The organism is Dongia rigui (genome assembly GCF_034044635.1).
GTDB lineage: Bacteria > Pseudomonadota > Alphaproteobacteria > Dongiales > Dongiaceae > Dongia > Dongia rigui.
In genome coordinates, this window is record NZ_JAXCLX010000002.1 from 451,800 (window position 1) to 465,606 (window position 13,807).

11 protein-coding genes are annotated in these 13,807 nt (G+C 63.0%); 9 read left to right on the plus strand and 2 right to left on the minus strand.

What is annotated here, in order from left to right; translation table 11 throughout:
- Positions 1-131: 131 nt before the first annotated feature.
- Positions 132-1,064 carry an ArsR/SmtB family transcription factor gene (locus tag SMD31_RS13600; RefSeq protein ID WP_320501443.1) on the plus strand — a complete coding sequence of 311 codons (933 nt, stop codon included), beginning with the start codon at positions 132-134 and terminating at the stop codon, positions 1,062-1,064.
- Here SMD31_RS13600 and SMD31_RS13605 read toward each other — a convergent pair whose 3' ends face one another.
- Positions 1,065-3,386 carry a patatin-like protein gene (locus tag SMD31_RS13605; RefSeq protein WP_320501444.1) on the minus strand — a complete coding sequence of 774 codons (2,322 nt, stop codon included), beginning with the start codon at positions 3,384-3,386 and terminating at the stop codon, positions 1,065-1,067.
- 206 nt (positions 3,387-3,592) lie between these two features.
- Here SMD31_RS13605 and SMD31_RS13610 point away from each other — a divergent pair, with 206 nt between their 5' ends.
- The 4 genes from SMD31_RS13610 (at position 3,593) to SMD31_RS13625 (ending at position 7,599) form a co-directional block, all read left to right on the plus strand.
- Complete coding sequence (locus SMD31_RS13610) at positions 3,593-4,612, plus strand: luciferase-like monooxygenase (RefSeq protein ID WP_320501445.1); 1,020 nt, start codon at positions 3,593-3,595, stop codon at positions 4,610-4,612.
- A 62-nt stretch (positions 4,613-4,674) separates the two neighbouring features.
- Positions 4,675-5,364, plus strand: coding sequence for a fumarylacetoacetate hydrolase family protein (locus SMD31_RS13615; RefSeq protein ID WP_320501847.1), 690 nt, complete (start codon positions 4,675-4,677; stop codon positions 5,362-5,364).
- Between the two features lie 11 nt (positions 5,365-5,375).
- Positions 5,376-6,890, plus strand: coding sequence for a threonine ammonia-lyase, biosynthetic (ilvA, locus tag SMD31_RS13620; RefSeq protein WP_320501446.1), 1,515 nt, complete (start codon positions 5,376-5,378; stop codon positions 6,888-6,890).
- Between the two features lie 160 nt (positions 6,891-7,050).
- Positions 7,051-7,599, plus strand: a complete 549-nt coding sequence (locus tag SMD31_RS13625) for a hemerythrin domain-containing protein (protein WP_320501447.1) — start codon at positions 7,051-7,053, stop codon at positions 7,597-7,599.
- Between the two features lie 92 nt (positions 7,600-7,691).
- On the opposite strand, the gene SMD31_RS13630 is transcribed toward SMD31_RS13625, so the two are convergent.
- A complete protein-coding gene (locus SMD31_RS13630) occupies positions 7,692-9,077 on the minus strand; it encodes a D-alanyl-D-alanine carboxypeptidase (RefSeq protein ID WP_320501448.1) in 1,386 nt (461 codons plus the stop codon).
- Between the two features lie 145 nt (positions 9,078-9,222).
- Here SMD31_RS13630 and SMD31_RS13635 point away from each other — a divergent pair, with 145 nt between their 5' ends.
- The 4 genes from SMD31_RS13635 (at position 9,223) to SMD31_RS13650 (ending at position 13,653) form a co-directional block, all read left to right on the plus strand.
- Positions 9,223-9,981, plus strand: a complete 759-nt coding sequence (locus SMD31_RS13635) for a hypothetical protein (RefSeq protein ID WP_320501449.1) — start codon at positions 9,223-9,225, stop codon at positions 9,979-9,981.
- A gap of 136 nt (positions 9,982-10,117) precedes the next feature.
- Positions 10,118-10,507 (plus strand): ATP-dependent Clp protease adapter ClpS, encoded by a 390-nt coding sequence (clpS, locus tag SMD31_RS13640; RefSeq protein WP_407652135.1) that lies wholly within the window; start codon positions 10,118-10,120, stop codon positions 10,505-10,507.
- Positions 10,508-10,616: 109 nt separating this feature from the next.
- On the plus strand, positions 10,617-12,923 hold the full coding sequence (gene clpA, locus SMD31_RS13645) for an ATP-dependent Clp protease ATP-binding subunit ClpA (protein WP_320501450.1): 2,307 nt from the start codon (positions 10,617-10,619) through the stop codon (positions 12,921-12,923).
- 106 nt (positions 12,924-13,029) lie between these two features.
- Complete coding sequence (locus SMD31_RS13650) at positions 13,030-13,653, plus strand: pyridoxamine 5'-phosphate oxidase family protein (RefSeq protein WP_320501451.1); 624 nt, start codon at positions 13,030-13,032, stop codon at positions 13,651-13,653.
- Positions 13,654-13,807 lie beyond the last annotated feature (154 nt).

Genomic DNA, 13,807 nt, shown 5'->3' on the forward strand with positions numbered 1-13,807 from the left:
CGCGAGGGTGACGGGCGGGAGTCAAATCCCGCCCGTTTTTGTTGATGCCGGCCATGGGTGGGCAGGCCAAGATCGGCCTTGCTATCGATAACGACATAAAAATATCATTATCCCCGTATTGATGCGGGGAGATGATGGAAGAGATCTTGAAAGGCCTGCGCGCCTCCGCCGAGGCGACGCGCTTGCGAATCCTAGGCCTTTGCGCCCACGCCGAGCTGACGGTCAGCGATCTGGTCGAGATCCTGGGGCAGTCGCAGCCGCGCATCTCGCGTCATCTCAAATTGCTGGTCGAAGCCGGTGTCCTCGTGCGCAACCAGGAAGGACCCTGGGCTTGGTATCGCCTGCCCGAAGAAGGGACGGGCGGGGAGTTGGCGCGCCTCATCGTCGATCTGCTGCCCTCCGACGACCGGCAGCATGCGCAGGATTTGAAGCGCCTGCAGTCGATCTCGGAAGGCTGGACCAGCCGGGTTGCCGATTTCTTCCGCCAGCACGCCGGCGATTGGGAGCAGATTCGCTCGCTGCATGCCGATCAGGCCGCCGTCGATGCGGCATTGCTGGCGGCATTGCCGGATGGGCCGATCGAGAGCCTGCTCGACATCGGCACCGGGGCCGGGCATGTGCTGTCGCTGGTGGGCAAGCGCGCGCAATCGGCGATCGGCGTCGATCGGTCGCGCGAGATGCTGAATGTGGCGCGCTCGAACCTGTTTCGCGCTGGGCTGCGCCATTGCCAGGTGCGCCAGGCCGACATGTTTGCCCTGCCGTTCGAGGATGCAAGTTTCGGCGCCATTACCATGAACATGGTGTTGCATTTCGCAGACCGGCCGGATGCGGCGCTGGCCGAGGCAGGCCGCGTGCTGGCCATCGGCGGGCGCCTTGTCATCGTCGATTTCGTGACGCATCACCGGGAGCAGTTGCGCGAAGAACAGGCGCATCGCTGGCTGGGCTTCGATGACGCACAAATCCAAAGCTGGTGCCGGGCCGCCGGGCTCTATCCCTTGCCGCCACAGCATCTGGCGGGCGGCGAGCTCACCGTGGCACTTTGGTCGGCGGAGCGGCGGGCCTGATCACTCGAACCCGTAGCGGGCCATGACCTCGGTGCGCAGGCGGCTGACGAGGGTGGGATCGGCGTTGAGATGCGCTTCCTCGGAATCCAAGATGGCGAGGAAGAGGCGCCCGCGCAGGCGTTCGGTATCCAGCTTGGCCGCAGCACGCGGGCCGATCGCCGAAGCAATGACATCGAGGCAGCGCTCAGCGGCATTGAGGCGACCCCACAAAAAGTCATGCTCGCGCCAGGCACGGTTGAAGAAGGCGCCAAAGCTCATCAGCGAGGTGCCGCGCAGGGTGATTCCCGCCCCCAAGCCATCGGCATCGTCGGGGCTGATACGATCGACCAATACCTCGTTGATCTCGTCCATGTCCGTCCACTGCAGGATCGGAAAGGTGATGAGGTCGAAGAAGGCAAAGCCGACATAGGCCTTGGCCACCGCGCGACGTGCGACCGGCGGCAGAAAGGCAAAGCCCATGACCGAGATGATCTCGTCAAGGGTGTGATCGATCGGGATGAGGCCCATCGCTTCCTCGATCACGGCGAGGTCGGCGTCATCTATCTCGCGCCCAGCGGCGGCGGCGCTGGCGAGGCGACCGGCGGCCTCGACCGGCGCACCGCGATAGAGCTTGGGATCCCAGCGCGGCGCCGCCCGTTCGATCGCCTCGTAGAGCGCGCCTTTGAGATCGTCGATCGCCGCGGAACCGACATCGACACCGCTTTCGGTGCCGGAACGATAGAGTTCATTCAAGCGCCGGATGACGAAGCGGACCCGGCGCAGGCGGAACTCGACATCGAAGCCGCGCAGGAAGCGGATGGTACGGGCCGGCGGCGCCGGGTCTTCGGCCAGCCAGCGGTCGAAAGCGCTGGCCAGGGCATCGACATTGGCTTGGGTCCGGGGCGTCGAGGTGAGCGCTGCCACCAGTTTCGACAACTGGTCGCACACGCCGCGCAACTTCAGCTTCTGATAGCTGAGATAGGCATAGCCGGCACCGCGATGGGCCGCTTCATTCGCGGCGGAGCGAAAGCGGCCGACCTCGGCGATCGTGGGTGGGTTTTCGGGATCGGCACGCACGATGTCATCGACCAGGCGCTCGACTTCCGGGTCCGCGGCATTGATGATCTCGGCCATGCGCTTGGCGCGGCGGTTCCACGCCTCGATCCCCAGGAGGTCATCGGCAATCGGTTCATTGCGCGGGATGACGGCAAGCGATGCCAGGATCGTGCGGAAGAAGCCTGGCGGGCCGTCACCGCTGCGCTGCCGGCTTTCGGCGCGGGGATTGGGGTCGACATAGATGATGCGGCGCACGACCTCGCGGCTTGCCGGCCGGTCGCCCAGGGCGTGGATGACGGGCGAGAAGGGCTTGTTCATCACGACACTGCCGTCGATGAAATAACGGTTGGCGGCAGCCTGGTCGAGATCGCCCTCGACCCCGAGCTTGTCTGTCAGCAATGCCGTGCGGGCGGGCCAGGCGCGACCGCGTTCGGCGAGGATCGAATCCATCTCCGCGACCGTCGCCGGCATGAAGGCGCCCGGGAAGCAAGCCGTGGCCCGCGAGGCAAAGACCAGGGACGGCACATGCCCAGGCCCGAACTCGCTCTGCATTTCGCCAGAGAGGGCGCGGCGGCAGGTGAAGGCCAGGATGCGGCGGTGTTCGGTTTCCTCGACGACCGGCGGATCATGGAGCGCAATGCTGTGGCGATGACCGCGATAGTCGGTGACGGTGACGAACAGGTCGAGCCGGTGTCCGGGTGGCAGCAGGCTGGTGCTGGCACTGCCCGCCGCATCCATGCCGTCGCAGGCGTCGAGCATCCAGCCGGCAAAGCGCCGCCCTGAAAACGGCGGCGTGAACCAGCGTGCCTGCACGAAACGGCGCACCTTGGAGAGCGTCTCGGGATCGGCGATCTGCGGTCCGAAGCGGCGGATGAGGACGCGGTCGATCAGGGGTGCCAGTGAAGCCTTCAAGGTGCGGCTGACGAGGCTTGCCGGCTCGGAAAGCTGGCTCACATCGGCATTGGCCAGCCACAGTTCGCGGTGGGAATCGAGCGGCAGGTCATGCGCCAGGGCGCGGGCCAGCATGACGCCGTTGATGCCGCCGGCGGATGCGCCAGAGATGAGGTCGATGACGATCCTGAGATCGATGTCTGGTTCCAGCGACTTCAGGAGATCGAGATAGACGGCGGTGCTGTCCGGCGCCTCGCTTGCGGCACCGGCTTCGGCGTGCAGCAGCTTGGAGGCGCGAATGAGATTGAGAATTTCCCGCGTCACACCGTGGATGTAGACGGCCAGCGAAACGCCGCCATAGAGCACCACGGCCAGCCTTACCTCGATCTGCTTCATAATCCCCCGGTGACCTCGCGGGCATTGCTTCGAGTCGGATGCAGTTTAGCATTGGATGGAAGCCATGGCGCTAGGGGAAGTCCCTGCTGGCCCAGCGGCTTTGCAGATGCGGCATGCGGGGGCACCCAATTCGACGGGGCCGGGACGGGGCCAGGCTTGGTATGGTGACGGCCAATCCGATGTCCAGCCGTGGAGCCAAAGCGCCGATGATCCCGTTTTCGGTTCTCGATCTCTCGCCCATCAACCGCGGCGCCACCGCCAGCGATGCCTTCCGCAACAGCGCCGACCTTGCGCGCCATGCGGAAGGCTGGGGCTATCGTCGCTATTGGCTGGCCGAGCATCACAACATGCCAGGGATTGCCAGTGCTGCCACGGCGGTGGTGATCGGCCATGTCGCGGCCGCCACCAAGACCATTCGCGTGGGATCAGGCGGCATTATGTTGCCCAATCATGCGCCGCTGGTGATCGCCGAGCAGTTCGGGACGCTGGAATCGCTTTTTCCGGGACGCATCGACCTGGGACTCGGCCGCGCGCCGGGGACGGACCAACGCACGGCGCGGGCGCTGAGGCGCAATATTACCGGCAGCGATGACACGTTTCCGCAGGATGTGATGGAGCTGCAGGCCTGGTTTGCACCTGTCCAGGACGGCCAGCCGATACGTGCCGTGCCGGGGGCCGGGCTCAATATCCCGATCTGGCTGCTGGGATCGAGCCTCTTCAGTGCGCAGCTCGCGGCACAGATGGGGCTGCCTTTTGCCTTCGCCTCGCATTTCGCGCCGGATTACCTGATGCGGGCACTCGACCTCTACCGGGCGTCGTTCAGGCCGTCCGAGCAGCTTGCCAAGCCCTATGTCATGGCGGGCTTGAATGTGTTTGCCGCCGATACCGAGGTTGAGGCGCGACGGATGTTTACCTCCCTGCAGCAGCAGTTCATCAACCTGCGACGCGGTACGCCCGGACCATTGCCGCCACCGGTCGACAGCATGGATGGCTTCTGGTCGCCGATGGAGCAGCAGATGGTCGAACATTCCCTGCGCTATGCGATCGTGGGCACACCCACCCAGGTAGAGGAGCGGCTTGCCACTTTCCTGGCTGAGACCGAACTGGACGAGGTCATGGTGGCTGGCCAGATCTTCGATCACCAGGCGCGCCTTCATTCCTTCGAACTCGTGGCCGCGGCGCGGGACCGGCTGGCATCGCGCAAGAAGATTGCGGCGGGGCGCTAGCGGGGCGGCTTTGCGCGGCTTATCCTGGCGGCTTCTGACCCGCCTTCCAGGATGTCCGAATGATGAGTGATTTCGTCTTTGCCCCAGCACCGGTGCCGAGCCTTCCCGTCGCCGGCAGCAGCGCCTTGTTCCCGATACATCGCATCTATTGCGTGGGGCGCAACTATGCTGACCATGCGATCGAGATGGGGCACGACCCCAGCCGCGAGGCGCCGTTCTTTTTCCAGAAGAACGCCGATTCCGTGCTGCCGCCAGGCGCCGATTTCCCATACCCGCCGGCCACCAAGGATGTGCATCACGAAATCGAACTTGTCGTCGCGCTGAAATCCGGCGGCAGCGACATTCCGGCAGGCGAAGCGCTGGGGCATGTCTTCGGCTATGGCGTGGGGCTCGACATGACGCGGCGTGATCTGCAGGCGGAGGCAAAGAAAGCCGGTCGCCCCTGGGAAGTCGGCAAGGCATTTGAGCATGCGGCGCCCTGTTCGGCGCTGCAGCCGGCCGAGCAGACCGGGCATCCGCGGCAGGGCGCCATCTGGCTCAAGGTGAATGGTGCCGCACGTCAGCAGGGCGATCTCAACCAGATGATCTGGAAGGTGCCGGAGATGATCTCCTATCTCTCGGGTCTCTTCACGTTGCGGGCTGGTGATCTCATTTTCTCCGGCACGCCGGCCGGCGTCGGACCGGTCGTGCGGGGCGATCGCCTGTTCGGTGGGGTCGATGGTGTGGGCTCGCTCGATCTTGCTGTGCGCTGAAGGGGGGCCAAGTGAGCGATTACGTCCGCCGTATTCTCGATGCCCGCGTCTATGATGTCGCCTTGCAGACGCCGCTCGACGCGATGCCGCGCCTGTCGGGCCGCCTCAAGGCCCAGGTCCTGCTGAAACGCGAAGACCTGCAACCGATCTTCTCGTTCAAGATCCGCGGCGCCTATAACCGCATGGCGCGCCTCTCGGTGGAAACACGGTCGCGCGGCGTCATTTGCGCCTCGGCCGGCAATCACGCGCAAGGTGTGGCTTTGTCGGCTCATAAGCTCGGCATTCCGGCCGTCATCGTCATGCCGGTGACCACGCCACAGATCAAGATCGACGCCGTGCGCCATTTGGGCGGCAAGGTCGTGTTGGAAGGCGATGCCTTTGACGAGGCCTATGCCCATGCCAAATCGCTGGAGGCGGCGCAGGGTCTCACCTTCATTCACCCCTTCGACGATCCGGACGTCATTGCCGGGCAGGGGACGATCGGCGTTGAAATGCTGCAGCAACATGCCGATCCGATCGAGGCGATCTTCATTCCCATCGGCGGCGGCGGCCTTGCCGCGGGCATCGCATCCTATGTGAAGTTCCTGCGCCCGGAAACCAAGGTGATCGGTGTCGAGCCGGTCGATGCGGCCTCGATGAAGGCCGCCATCGATGCCGGTCGGCGTGTCATCCTGGACCGCGTCGGCCTCTTTGCCGATGGTGTGGCCGTGCGGCAGGCGGGTGCCGAGACCTATCGCCTGTGCGCCGAATTGCTGGACGATGTGATTCTTGCCGATACGGACGAGATGTGTGCGGCCGTGAAGGACATCTTCGAGGACATGCGCGTGATCGCCGAGCCGGCAGGCGCCTTGTCGTTGGCCGGTTTGAAAAGTTATGTCGCGGCGAACCCGACGCGGACCGGTGCGCTCATCGCCATCAACAGCGGCGCCAACATGAACTTCGACCGACTGCGGCATGTGGCTGAGCGCGCCGAGATTGGCGAGGCGCGTGAGATCCTGTTGGCGGTCACCATCCCCGAGCAGCAGGGCAGCTATCGGCGCTTTGTCGAAGTGCTGGGCAATCGCAATATCACGGAGTTCAACTATCGCTATGCCGCCGACAGTGAGGCACATGTCTTTGTCGGCCTGAAATTGCGGGGTGCCGAGGCGGAGAAGGGCAAGCTGCTGGAGCAGCTGCAAGCCCTTGGTTATCAAGTGCTCGACATCAGCGCCAATGAAACGGCAAAACTCCATGTGCGCTATATGGTGGGTGGCCGGGCCCCCGGGCTCAGAGACGAGGTGATCCTGCGTTTCGAGTTTCCCGAACGGCCTGGTGCGCTGATGAAGTTCCTCAACGGCGTCGGCACCGAGTGGAACATCACGCTGTTCCATTACCGCAATCACGGGGCCGATTATGGGCGGGTGCTGGCAGGCCTACAGGTACCACCAGGCGATCGGGCGCGCTTTACCGCGCAGCTTGCCAGCCTTGGCTATCCATATGAAGACGAGTCGGACAATCCGGCCTATCGGCTGTTCCTGGGTGATTGAGTGGCAGGCGGCCAGGAAGGTTTTCCCCGCCTTTGCAATCTCGAAGCTGTTTCTCTCCGCTGCTGCGGAACGGACGGGCGGTAGGTGAATTCACCCCGCACAACCCGCACCCAAGTTACCCAGCCGGCGTGATATCACGCGCAGCCAAGAGGAGAGACCCGTGGCCACTGCAAAGAAAGACGCGATTACCTTGTTGAAGGAAGATCATCGCAAGGTTGAAGGCCTGTTCGAGCAATTCGAGAAGGCGCGGAAGGCGGATCGGAAATCGGCCTTGGCGAAGGAGATCTGCACCGAACTGACGGTGCATGCGATGATCGAGGAGGAAATCTTCTATCCGGCCTGCCAGGAAGCCGTGAAAGAGGACACGCTCAACGAAGCCTATGTCGAGCATGACGGCGCCAAGGTCCTGATCGGCGAGATCGAAGCCGGCACGCCGGAAGACGAATTCTACGATGCCAAGGTCAAGGTCCTTTCCGAGCAGATCAAACATCATGTTCGCGAAGAGGAAATGCGGGCGGAAGGCCTGTTTGCGCAGGCGCGCTCGGCGGGTCTCGATGTCGTTGCGCTGGGCGAGCGACTGGAGCGCCGCAAAACGCAGTTGATGGCGGAGATCAAGGCCAATGGCCTGCCGATGCCGGAAACACGGAGCTTCACCGGTGCGAAGCTGAAGCGGGGCACGCCGGTTTCCGAAAAGCAGGCCGCAGAATAACCAAGCCACCCCAGCGTTTACGCTGAAGCGAAAAGGCCGCGGGGCTGAAGCCGCCGCGGCCTTTTTTTGCTTGGAGCGATTCCGCTGTCCGGTTACTGCAGCGTTTGAGCGACGCTGCTGTCGGCTTTGACGACCAAGCAATCGGTCTGCTTGGCCTTGAGCTTCTTGCAGGCGGCATCGGCGTCGGTCTTGCTGAGGCCGAACACACGGGCGCGGTAGATGTCGCTGTTGCCGCGGTCGATCACGATGCGAGCGTCGGCGAGGAGGGCGGGGACGGCCTTGGTGGCGCGCTCGGCGGCCTTCTGGGCCGGCTTGAACTTCGAATAGGCGCCGACCTGGATGCCGAACTGGTTCTTGTCGCTGCTCCAGACATTGGCGACCGATTGCGAATCCGGCGATGCGGCGACGGCCGGCGCCAGCGAGACGCTGGCCATGGTGGCGATCGCGGTGCCGATTGAATCGTCCTGGCGCGTGGGCTTGGGCGTCGGTACCAGTGCGCTGGCAACGACTGCATCCATATCGGTCTCGTCGGCGCCGTCATCGGCCACGTTGCTGTTGGCGGCAACGGTCGGGGTCAGCTGGGCCGGACCGGCGCTGCCGGGGGCCTTGGCAATGAGCACATCGCCGATGCCCTGGCGCGTTTTGAACCCGTCGGTGAGGAGCGCCACCATCTGCTTGTCGCGGATCGGGGCACTGGCGCCACCGAGGACCACGCCGACAAGGCGGCGGCCGTTGCGCTCGGCCGAGGAAACGAGGTTGAAGCCGGCGGCGCGGATATAACCGGTCTTGATGCCATCGGCGCCGGCAAACTTCTTCATCACGCGGTTATGGCCACCATAGGTGTTGCCGCGATAGACGAACGAGTTGCGGCCGAAATAGCCATAATATTTCGGATGATCACGCAGCAGGGCGACGCCGAGCGTGGCCTGATCGCGCGCTGTCGTCACCTGGCCGGGATTAGGCAGGCCGTTGGCGTTGCGATAGGTGGTGTTGTTCATGCCGAGCTGCCGCGCCTTGGCTGTCATCATGCGGGCAAAGGCCGTCTCGGTGCCGCCGAGACGTTCACCGACGGCGGTCGAGACGTCGTTGGCGGAACGCACCACCATGGCGAGGATGGCGGTTTCGACATTGATCGTGTCGCCGGCCTGCACGTTCATGTTGGTGGCCGCTTCGCTGGCCGCGTTCTTCGAGAAGGTGATGCGGTCGGTGAGCTTGATCGTGCCCTTGTCCAGAGCATCGAAAAGCAGATAGAGCGTCATCATCTTGGTCAGCGAGGCCGGATAGGTCTGCGCGTCGGCATTGGAACGCGACAGCACTTCGCCTGTTTCGGCATCGACGACAATGCTGGCGGCGACGGGTTTCGCCTGCGCGGCAGTGAGGCCGAGGACGCTGGTCAGCGCCAGGATCGCAAGGGCTGCGCCAAAAAGACGCAAAACGGACAGAATCGACCCCCGCGCGGGCTGGTGCGGCAGCAGCATCGTGCTTTTCCCCCTAAGCCGGTGAAAAGATTTAGGCAATTTCGTGTCCGATCCTACGTTAACCGTAGAATCCTGTCTATAGCCTACCAGTGCCTAAAAAGTGGTAAACTGCGACAAGACGCCAACGGAATCAGGTTTCTAACGGATGATCCTCACAATTTCGGGCCGCCTGCGACAACTGCTTCGGCTCCCTGGCAAAGTCAGCGGCGCCCTGTCGCTGGCAGCCGTTCTCCTCTCGGGCTGCGCCTATCAGTCGAGCGCGCAGCTTGGCGCTGGTACCAGCATCGACAACCCGGTCGAACGCAAATTCACCTGGTTCAGCTATCTCGATGCCGCGGATATTCGCAATTCCTGTGCCGCCGGCGGGCCGGACCAGTACCGCATCGTCTACAACGGTCAGTATTACGACCACGTGCGCACCTATGAGGTGACTGCCGCGCATCTCACCGCCCGGGCGCGCGGGCAGACTGGTGACTTGATGCAAATGGGTTTTGGCAGTTTCGAGGCGTTGCTGGGGCCATGGCAATTTCGGCGCTCCGACACTGATCTCGCACCGGCGGATTGGTCAAACTTGCGTGATTCGTTGCACCGCGCCGGGTTCGCCAGCGGCTCCCAGGCTGGGTTGCGCCTGCATTCGCAGGACTTCTATTGGCTGGTGGCCGGCTGCGAAGGCGGCAAGTTTTTCCTCAATGCCTGGGCCGACAAGCCCCGCGCGCTGCCGCTTACCCATACCGGCTTTCTGGATTTTCTGCTCAAGCACGACCAGACCGGGATTGCCTATCTGAAGCCCCGCGCGGTCACCTATATGGACAAAAACGACCAGGGCAAGGGACGTGATCGGGATTACAGCGGCGCGTTCGTGATTACTGTGCGGGCGGACGGGATCGGGCGCGCGGGCCTATGACCGATGGCCAAAGGCGGGTGTCCGGGAATTCAGTCCCGGCATTATTGCAGCCCCTCCATATCGCACGCGCCCCTTTTAACTCGGCCTTAGCATCCAATATGATACAGCCATGACAGCCATTTTCGGATCCGATGACTTGACGAGATTTGAGGATATGGAGCGCAAGACGACCCACCCGCGGCTGACGGCGGGCGAGGACGGCGACGATAACGGCGGCGGCGGTGCCGGGCGGCCGGGTGTCGGCACTGTGGTCAAGGCGAAGCCAAAGACCAAGAAACCGTCCATGTACCGGGTCCTGCTCCTCAACGACGATTACACGCCGATGGAATTCGTGGTCCATGTGCTGGAGCGCTTCTTCAACAAGAGCCGTGAGGCCGCGACCGAGATCATGTTGCACGTGCATCACCGCGGGGTCGGCGTGTGCGGGATCTACACCTATGAAATTGCCGAAACCAAGGTTTCGCAGGTGATCGATTTCGCGCGTCGCCACCAGCACCCACTGCAATGCACGATGGAGAAGGAATAGAGCGTTTACCTGAGCGAAGTGGGGAACAGTCGTTCATTTGAATCGGATGTCAGGCGGGCGGAGACCCGCATGATGGTAGATAGTTAGTCAAGGAAGGATATCCCGGCCCATGCTGTCGCCCAATCTTGAACAGACCCTGCACCGTGCCTTGGCCCTGGCCAGCGAGCGACGGCACGATTACGCGACACTGGAGCATCTGCTCCTCGCCTTGACCGACGACCAGGACGCGGTCGCCGTGATGCGGGCCTGCAATGTCGATGTCGATCGCCTGAAGCGCGATCTGGTCGACTATGTCGACAACCAGCTGGCCAACATCATCAGCAAGCAGCAGGCCGAAGCCAAGCCCACCGCTGGGTTCCAGCGTGTCGTGCAACGTGCCGCGATCCATGTGCAGTCCTCTGGCCGCGAGGAAGTGACCGGCGCCAATATCCTGGTGGCGCTGTTCTCGGAGCGCGAGAGCCATGCCGTTTATTTCCTGCAGGAGCAGGAAATGACGCGCCTCGACGCCGTCAACTATATCAGCCACGGCATCGCCAAGGTGGCCGGCCGCGCCGAACCCAAGCGTGTGCGTGGCGCGGCAGAGAAAACCGAAGAGGGCGAAGCGCAGACCAAGACCGGCACCGAGGCGCTTGAGGCCTATTGCGTCAACCTCAACCAGAAGGCCCAGAACGGCAAGATCGATCCGCTCATCGGCCGTGATGGCGAAGTGTCGCGCACCATCCAGGTGCTGTGCCGCCGTACCAAGAATAACCCGCTCTATGTCGGTGATCCGGGTGTGGGCAAGACCGCGATCGCGGAAGGCCTAGCCCGTCGTATCGTCAAGGGCGACGTACCGGATGTGCTGAAGAACGCCACCATCTTCTCGCTCGACATGGGTTCGCTGCTGGCGGGTACCCGCTATCGCGGTGACTTCGAAGAACGTTTGAAGGCCGTGGTGAAGGAGCTCGAGAATCTCGAGGGCGCCATCCTGTTCATCGACGAGATTCATACGGTGATCGGCGCGGGTGCCACCTCCGGCGGTTCGATGGATGCCTCCAACCTCCTGAAGCCCGCGCTTCAGTCCGGCTCGCTGCGCTGCATCGGGTCGACGACCTACAAGGAATATCGCCAGCATTTCGAAAAAGATCGCGCGCTGGTTCGCCGCTTCCAAAAGATCGACGTCAACGAGCCGTCGCAGGAAGATGCGGTGAAGATCCTGCGGGGCCTGAAGCCCTATTACGAAAAGCACCACAACGTCCGCTACACCGCGGAAGCGATCCGTGCGGCAGTCGAGCTGTCGTCGCGCTATATCGGCGATCGAAAGCTGCCCGACAAGGCGATCGACATCATCGACGAAGTGGGTGCGGCGCAAATGCTGCTGCCCGAGTCGAAGCGCAAGAAGACCATCACGGTGAAGGATGTCGAAGCGGTGGTCGCCATCATCGCGCGTATCCCGGCGAAGTCGGTTTCGAAGGACGACAAGATTGCGTTGAAGTCGCTGGAGCGGGATCTGAAGACCATGGTGTTCGGCCAGGACCCCGCAATCGACGCCCTGTGCGCCGCCATCAAGCTTGCCCGAGCGGGCTTGCGCGAGCCGGACAAGCCGATCGGCTCCTATCTCTTCTCTGGTCCGACCGGCGTCGGCAAGACCGAGGTGGCCAAGCAGCTGGCCCGCATCATGGGCATCGAGCTCATCCGCTTCGACATGTCGGAATATATGGAGCGGCACACGGTCTCGCGGCTCCTCGGCGCCCCTCCGGGCTATGTCGGCTTCGACCAGGGCGGCCTGCTGACCGACGCGATCGACCAGCATCCGCATGCGGTGTTGCTGCTCGACGAAATCGAAAAGGCGCATCCGGACCTCTTCAACATCCTGTTGCAGGTGATGGATCACGGCAAGCTCACGGACCACAACGGCAAGGCGGTCGATTTCCGCAACGTCATTCTCATCATGACCACCAATGCCGGTGCCGCGATGATGGCGAAATCGGCGATCGGCTTCATGCGCGACAAGCGTGAGGGTGAGGACCAGGCGGAGATCGAGCGGATGTTCGCCCCCGAGTTCCGCAACCGCCTCGATGCCATCATCCCGTTTGCCAATCTGTCGCCGGAGATCGTGGCGCAGGTGGTCGACAAGTTCGTCATGCAGCTGGAAGCGCAGCTTGCCGACCGCCACGTCAATATCGAGCTGACCGACGCGGCCAGGAAGCACCTCGCCGATATCGGGTTCGATCCGCTCTATGGCGCGCGGCCTTTGAGCCGGACGATCCAGGAGCACATCAAGAAGCCGCTGGCCGAGGAATTGCTGTTCGGCAAGCTCGAGAAGGGCGGCACGGTCCGCGTCGATTTCGACCAGGAGAAGCAGAAGCTCACCTTCGAGATCGTCGAATCCAAATCCTCACCGCGCGAGGAGACGGTCGAACCCGTCGACGCCTGAGGGAAAACAACCGGCAGGCTAGCCAGCATTTTCTAGCCACTCCTGCCTTCCACATCGGCGCCCGGTCCCTTACGATCGGGCGCCGTTTTGCCATGAGGGGAAGGCCATGAACGACCAAAGCAAGATCGCTGAATCGGATGCGTTGCGAGACCTCTATGGCGAGCCGGTGCCGGCCTCGCTGGTGAAGGAGATGACCTTCCTCACCGAGCCCTATGCGGCGTTCATCAAGGCTTCGCCCTTTGTCGTGCTCTCCACCTGCGGCGAGGAGGGGCTTGATGCCTCCCCGCGCGGCGGTCCGCCGGGCTTTGTGCGCATCGTCGACAAAAAGACATTGATGCTGCCGGACCGCAGCGGCAACAACCGCGTCGACAGCCTCAGCAATGTCGTCACGGACTCGCGGGTCGCCCTGTTGTTCCTGGTGCCGGGTGTCGGTGAGACGATGCGAGTCAATGGCCGCGCCAAGATCTCAGTCGATCCGCAACTGGTGGCAAGCTTTGCCGACGTCAACGGCAAGATCCCACGCTCGGTGCTGATCATCGAGATCGATCGGGCCTATGTGCACTGCTCGCAATCCCTTTCACGCTCGAAGCTGTGGGACCCGGCAGCGCAAGTCGACCGCAAGGCGCTGCCCAGCATCGGACAGATGCTGCAGGCCTGTCGCGCCGAGTTTGACGGCGCCGCCTATGACAAGCGCAATGAAGAAGAAGGCGGTCTCATTCCCGAGGATTGAGGTCCCAGCTTCCTTTCTGCAAGCTGACATGGTGTTGGCGCAATACCTGTTCAACAGAAAGCTGTCTGTCAGTCGTACTTGATAGCGTTCCTTTCGCGGCCGTTGCAGGCGGACGTGGCTGACAAGAGCCGAACTTTCATTTGGAGCTTTCTTA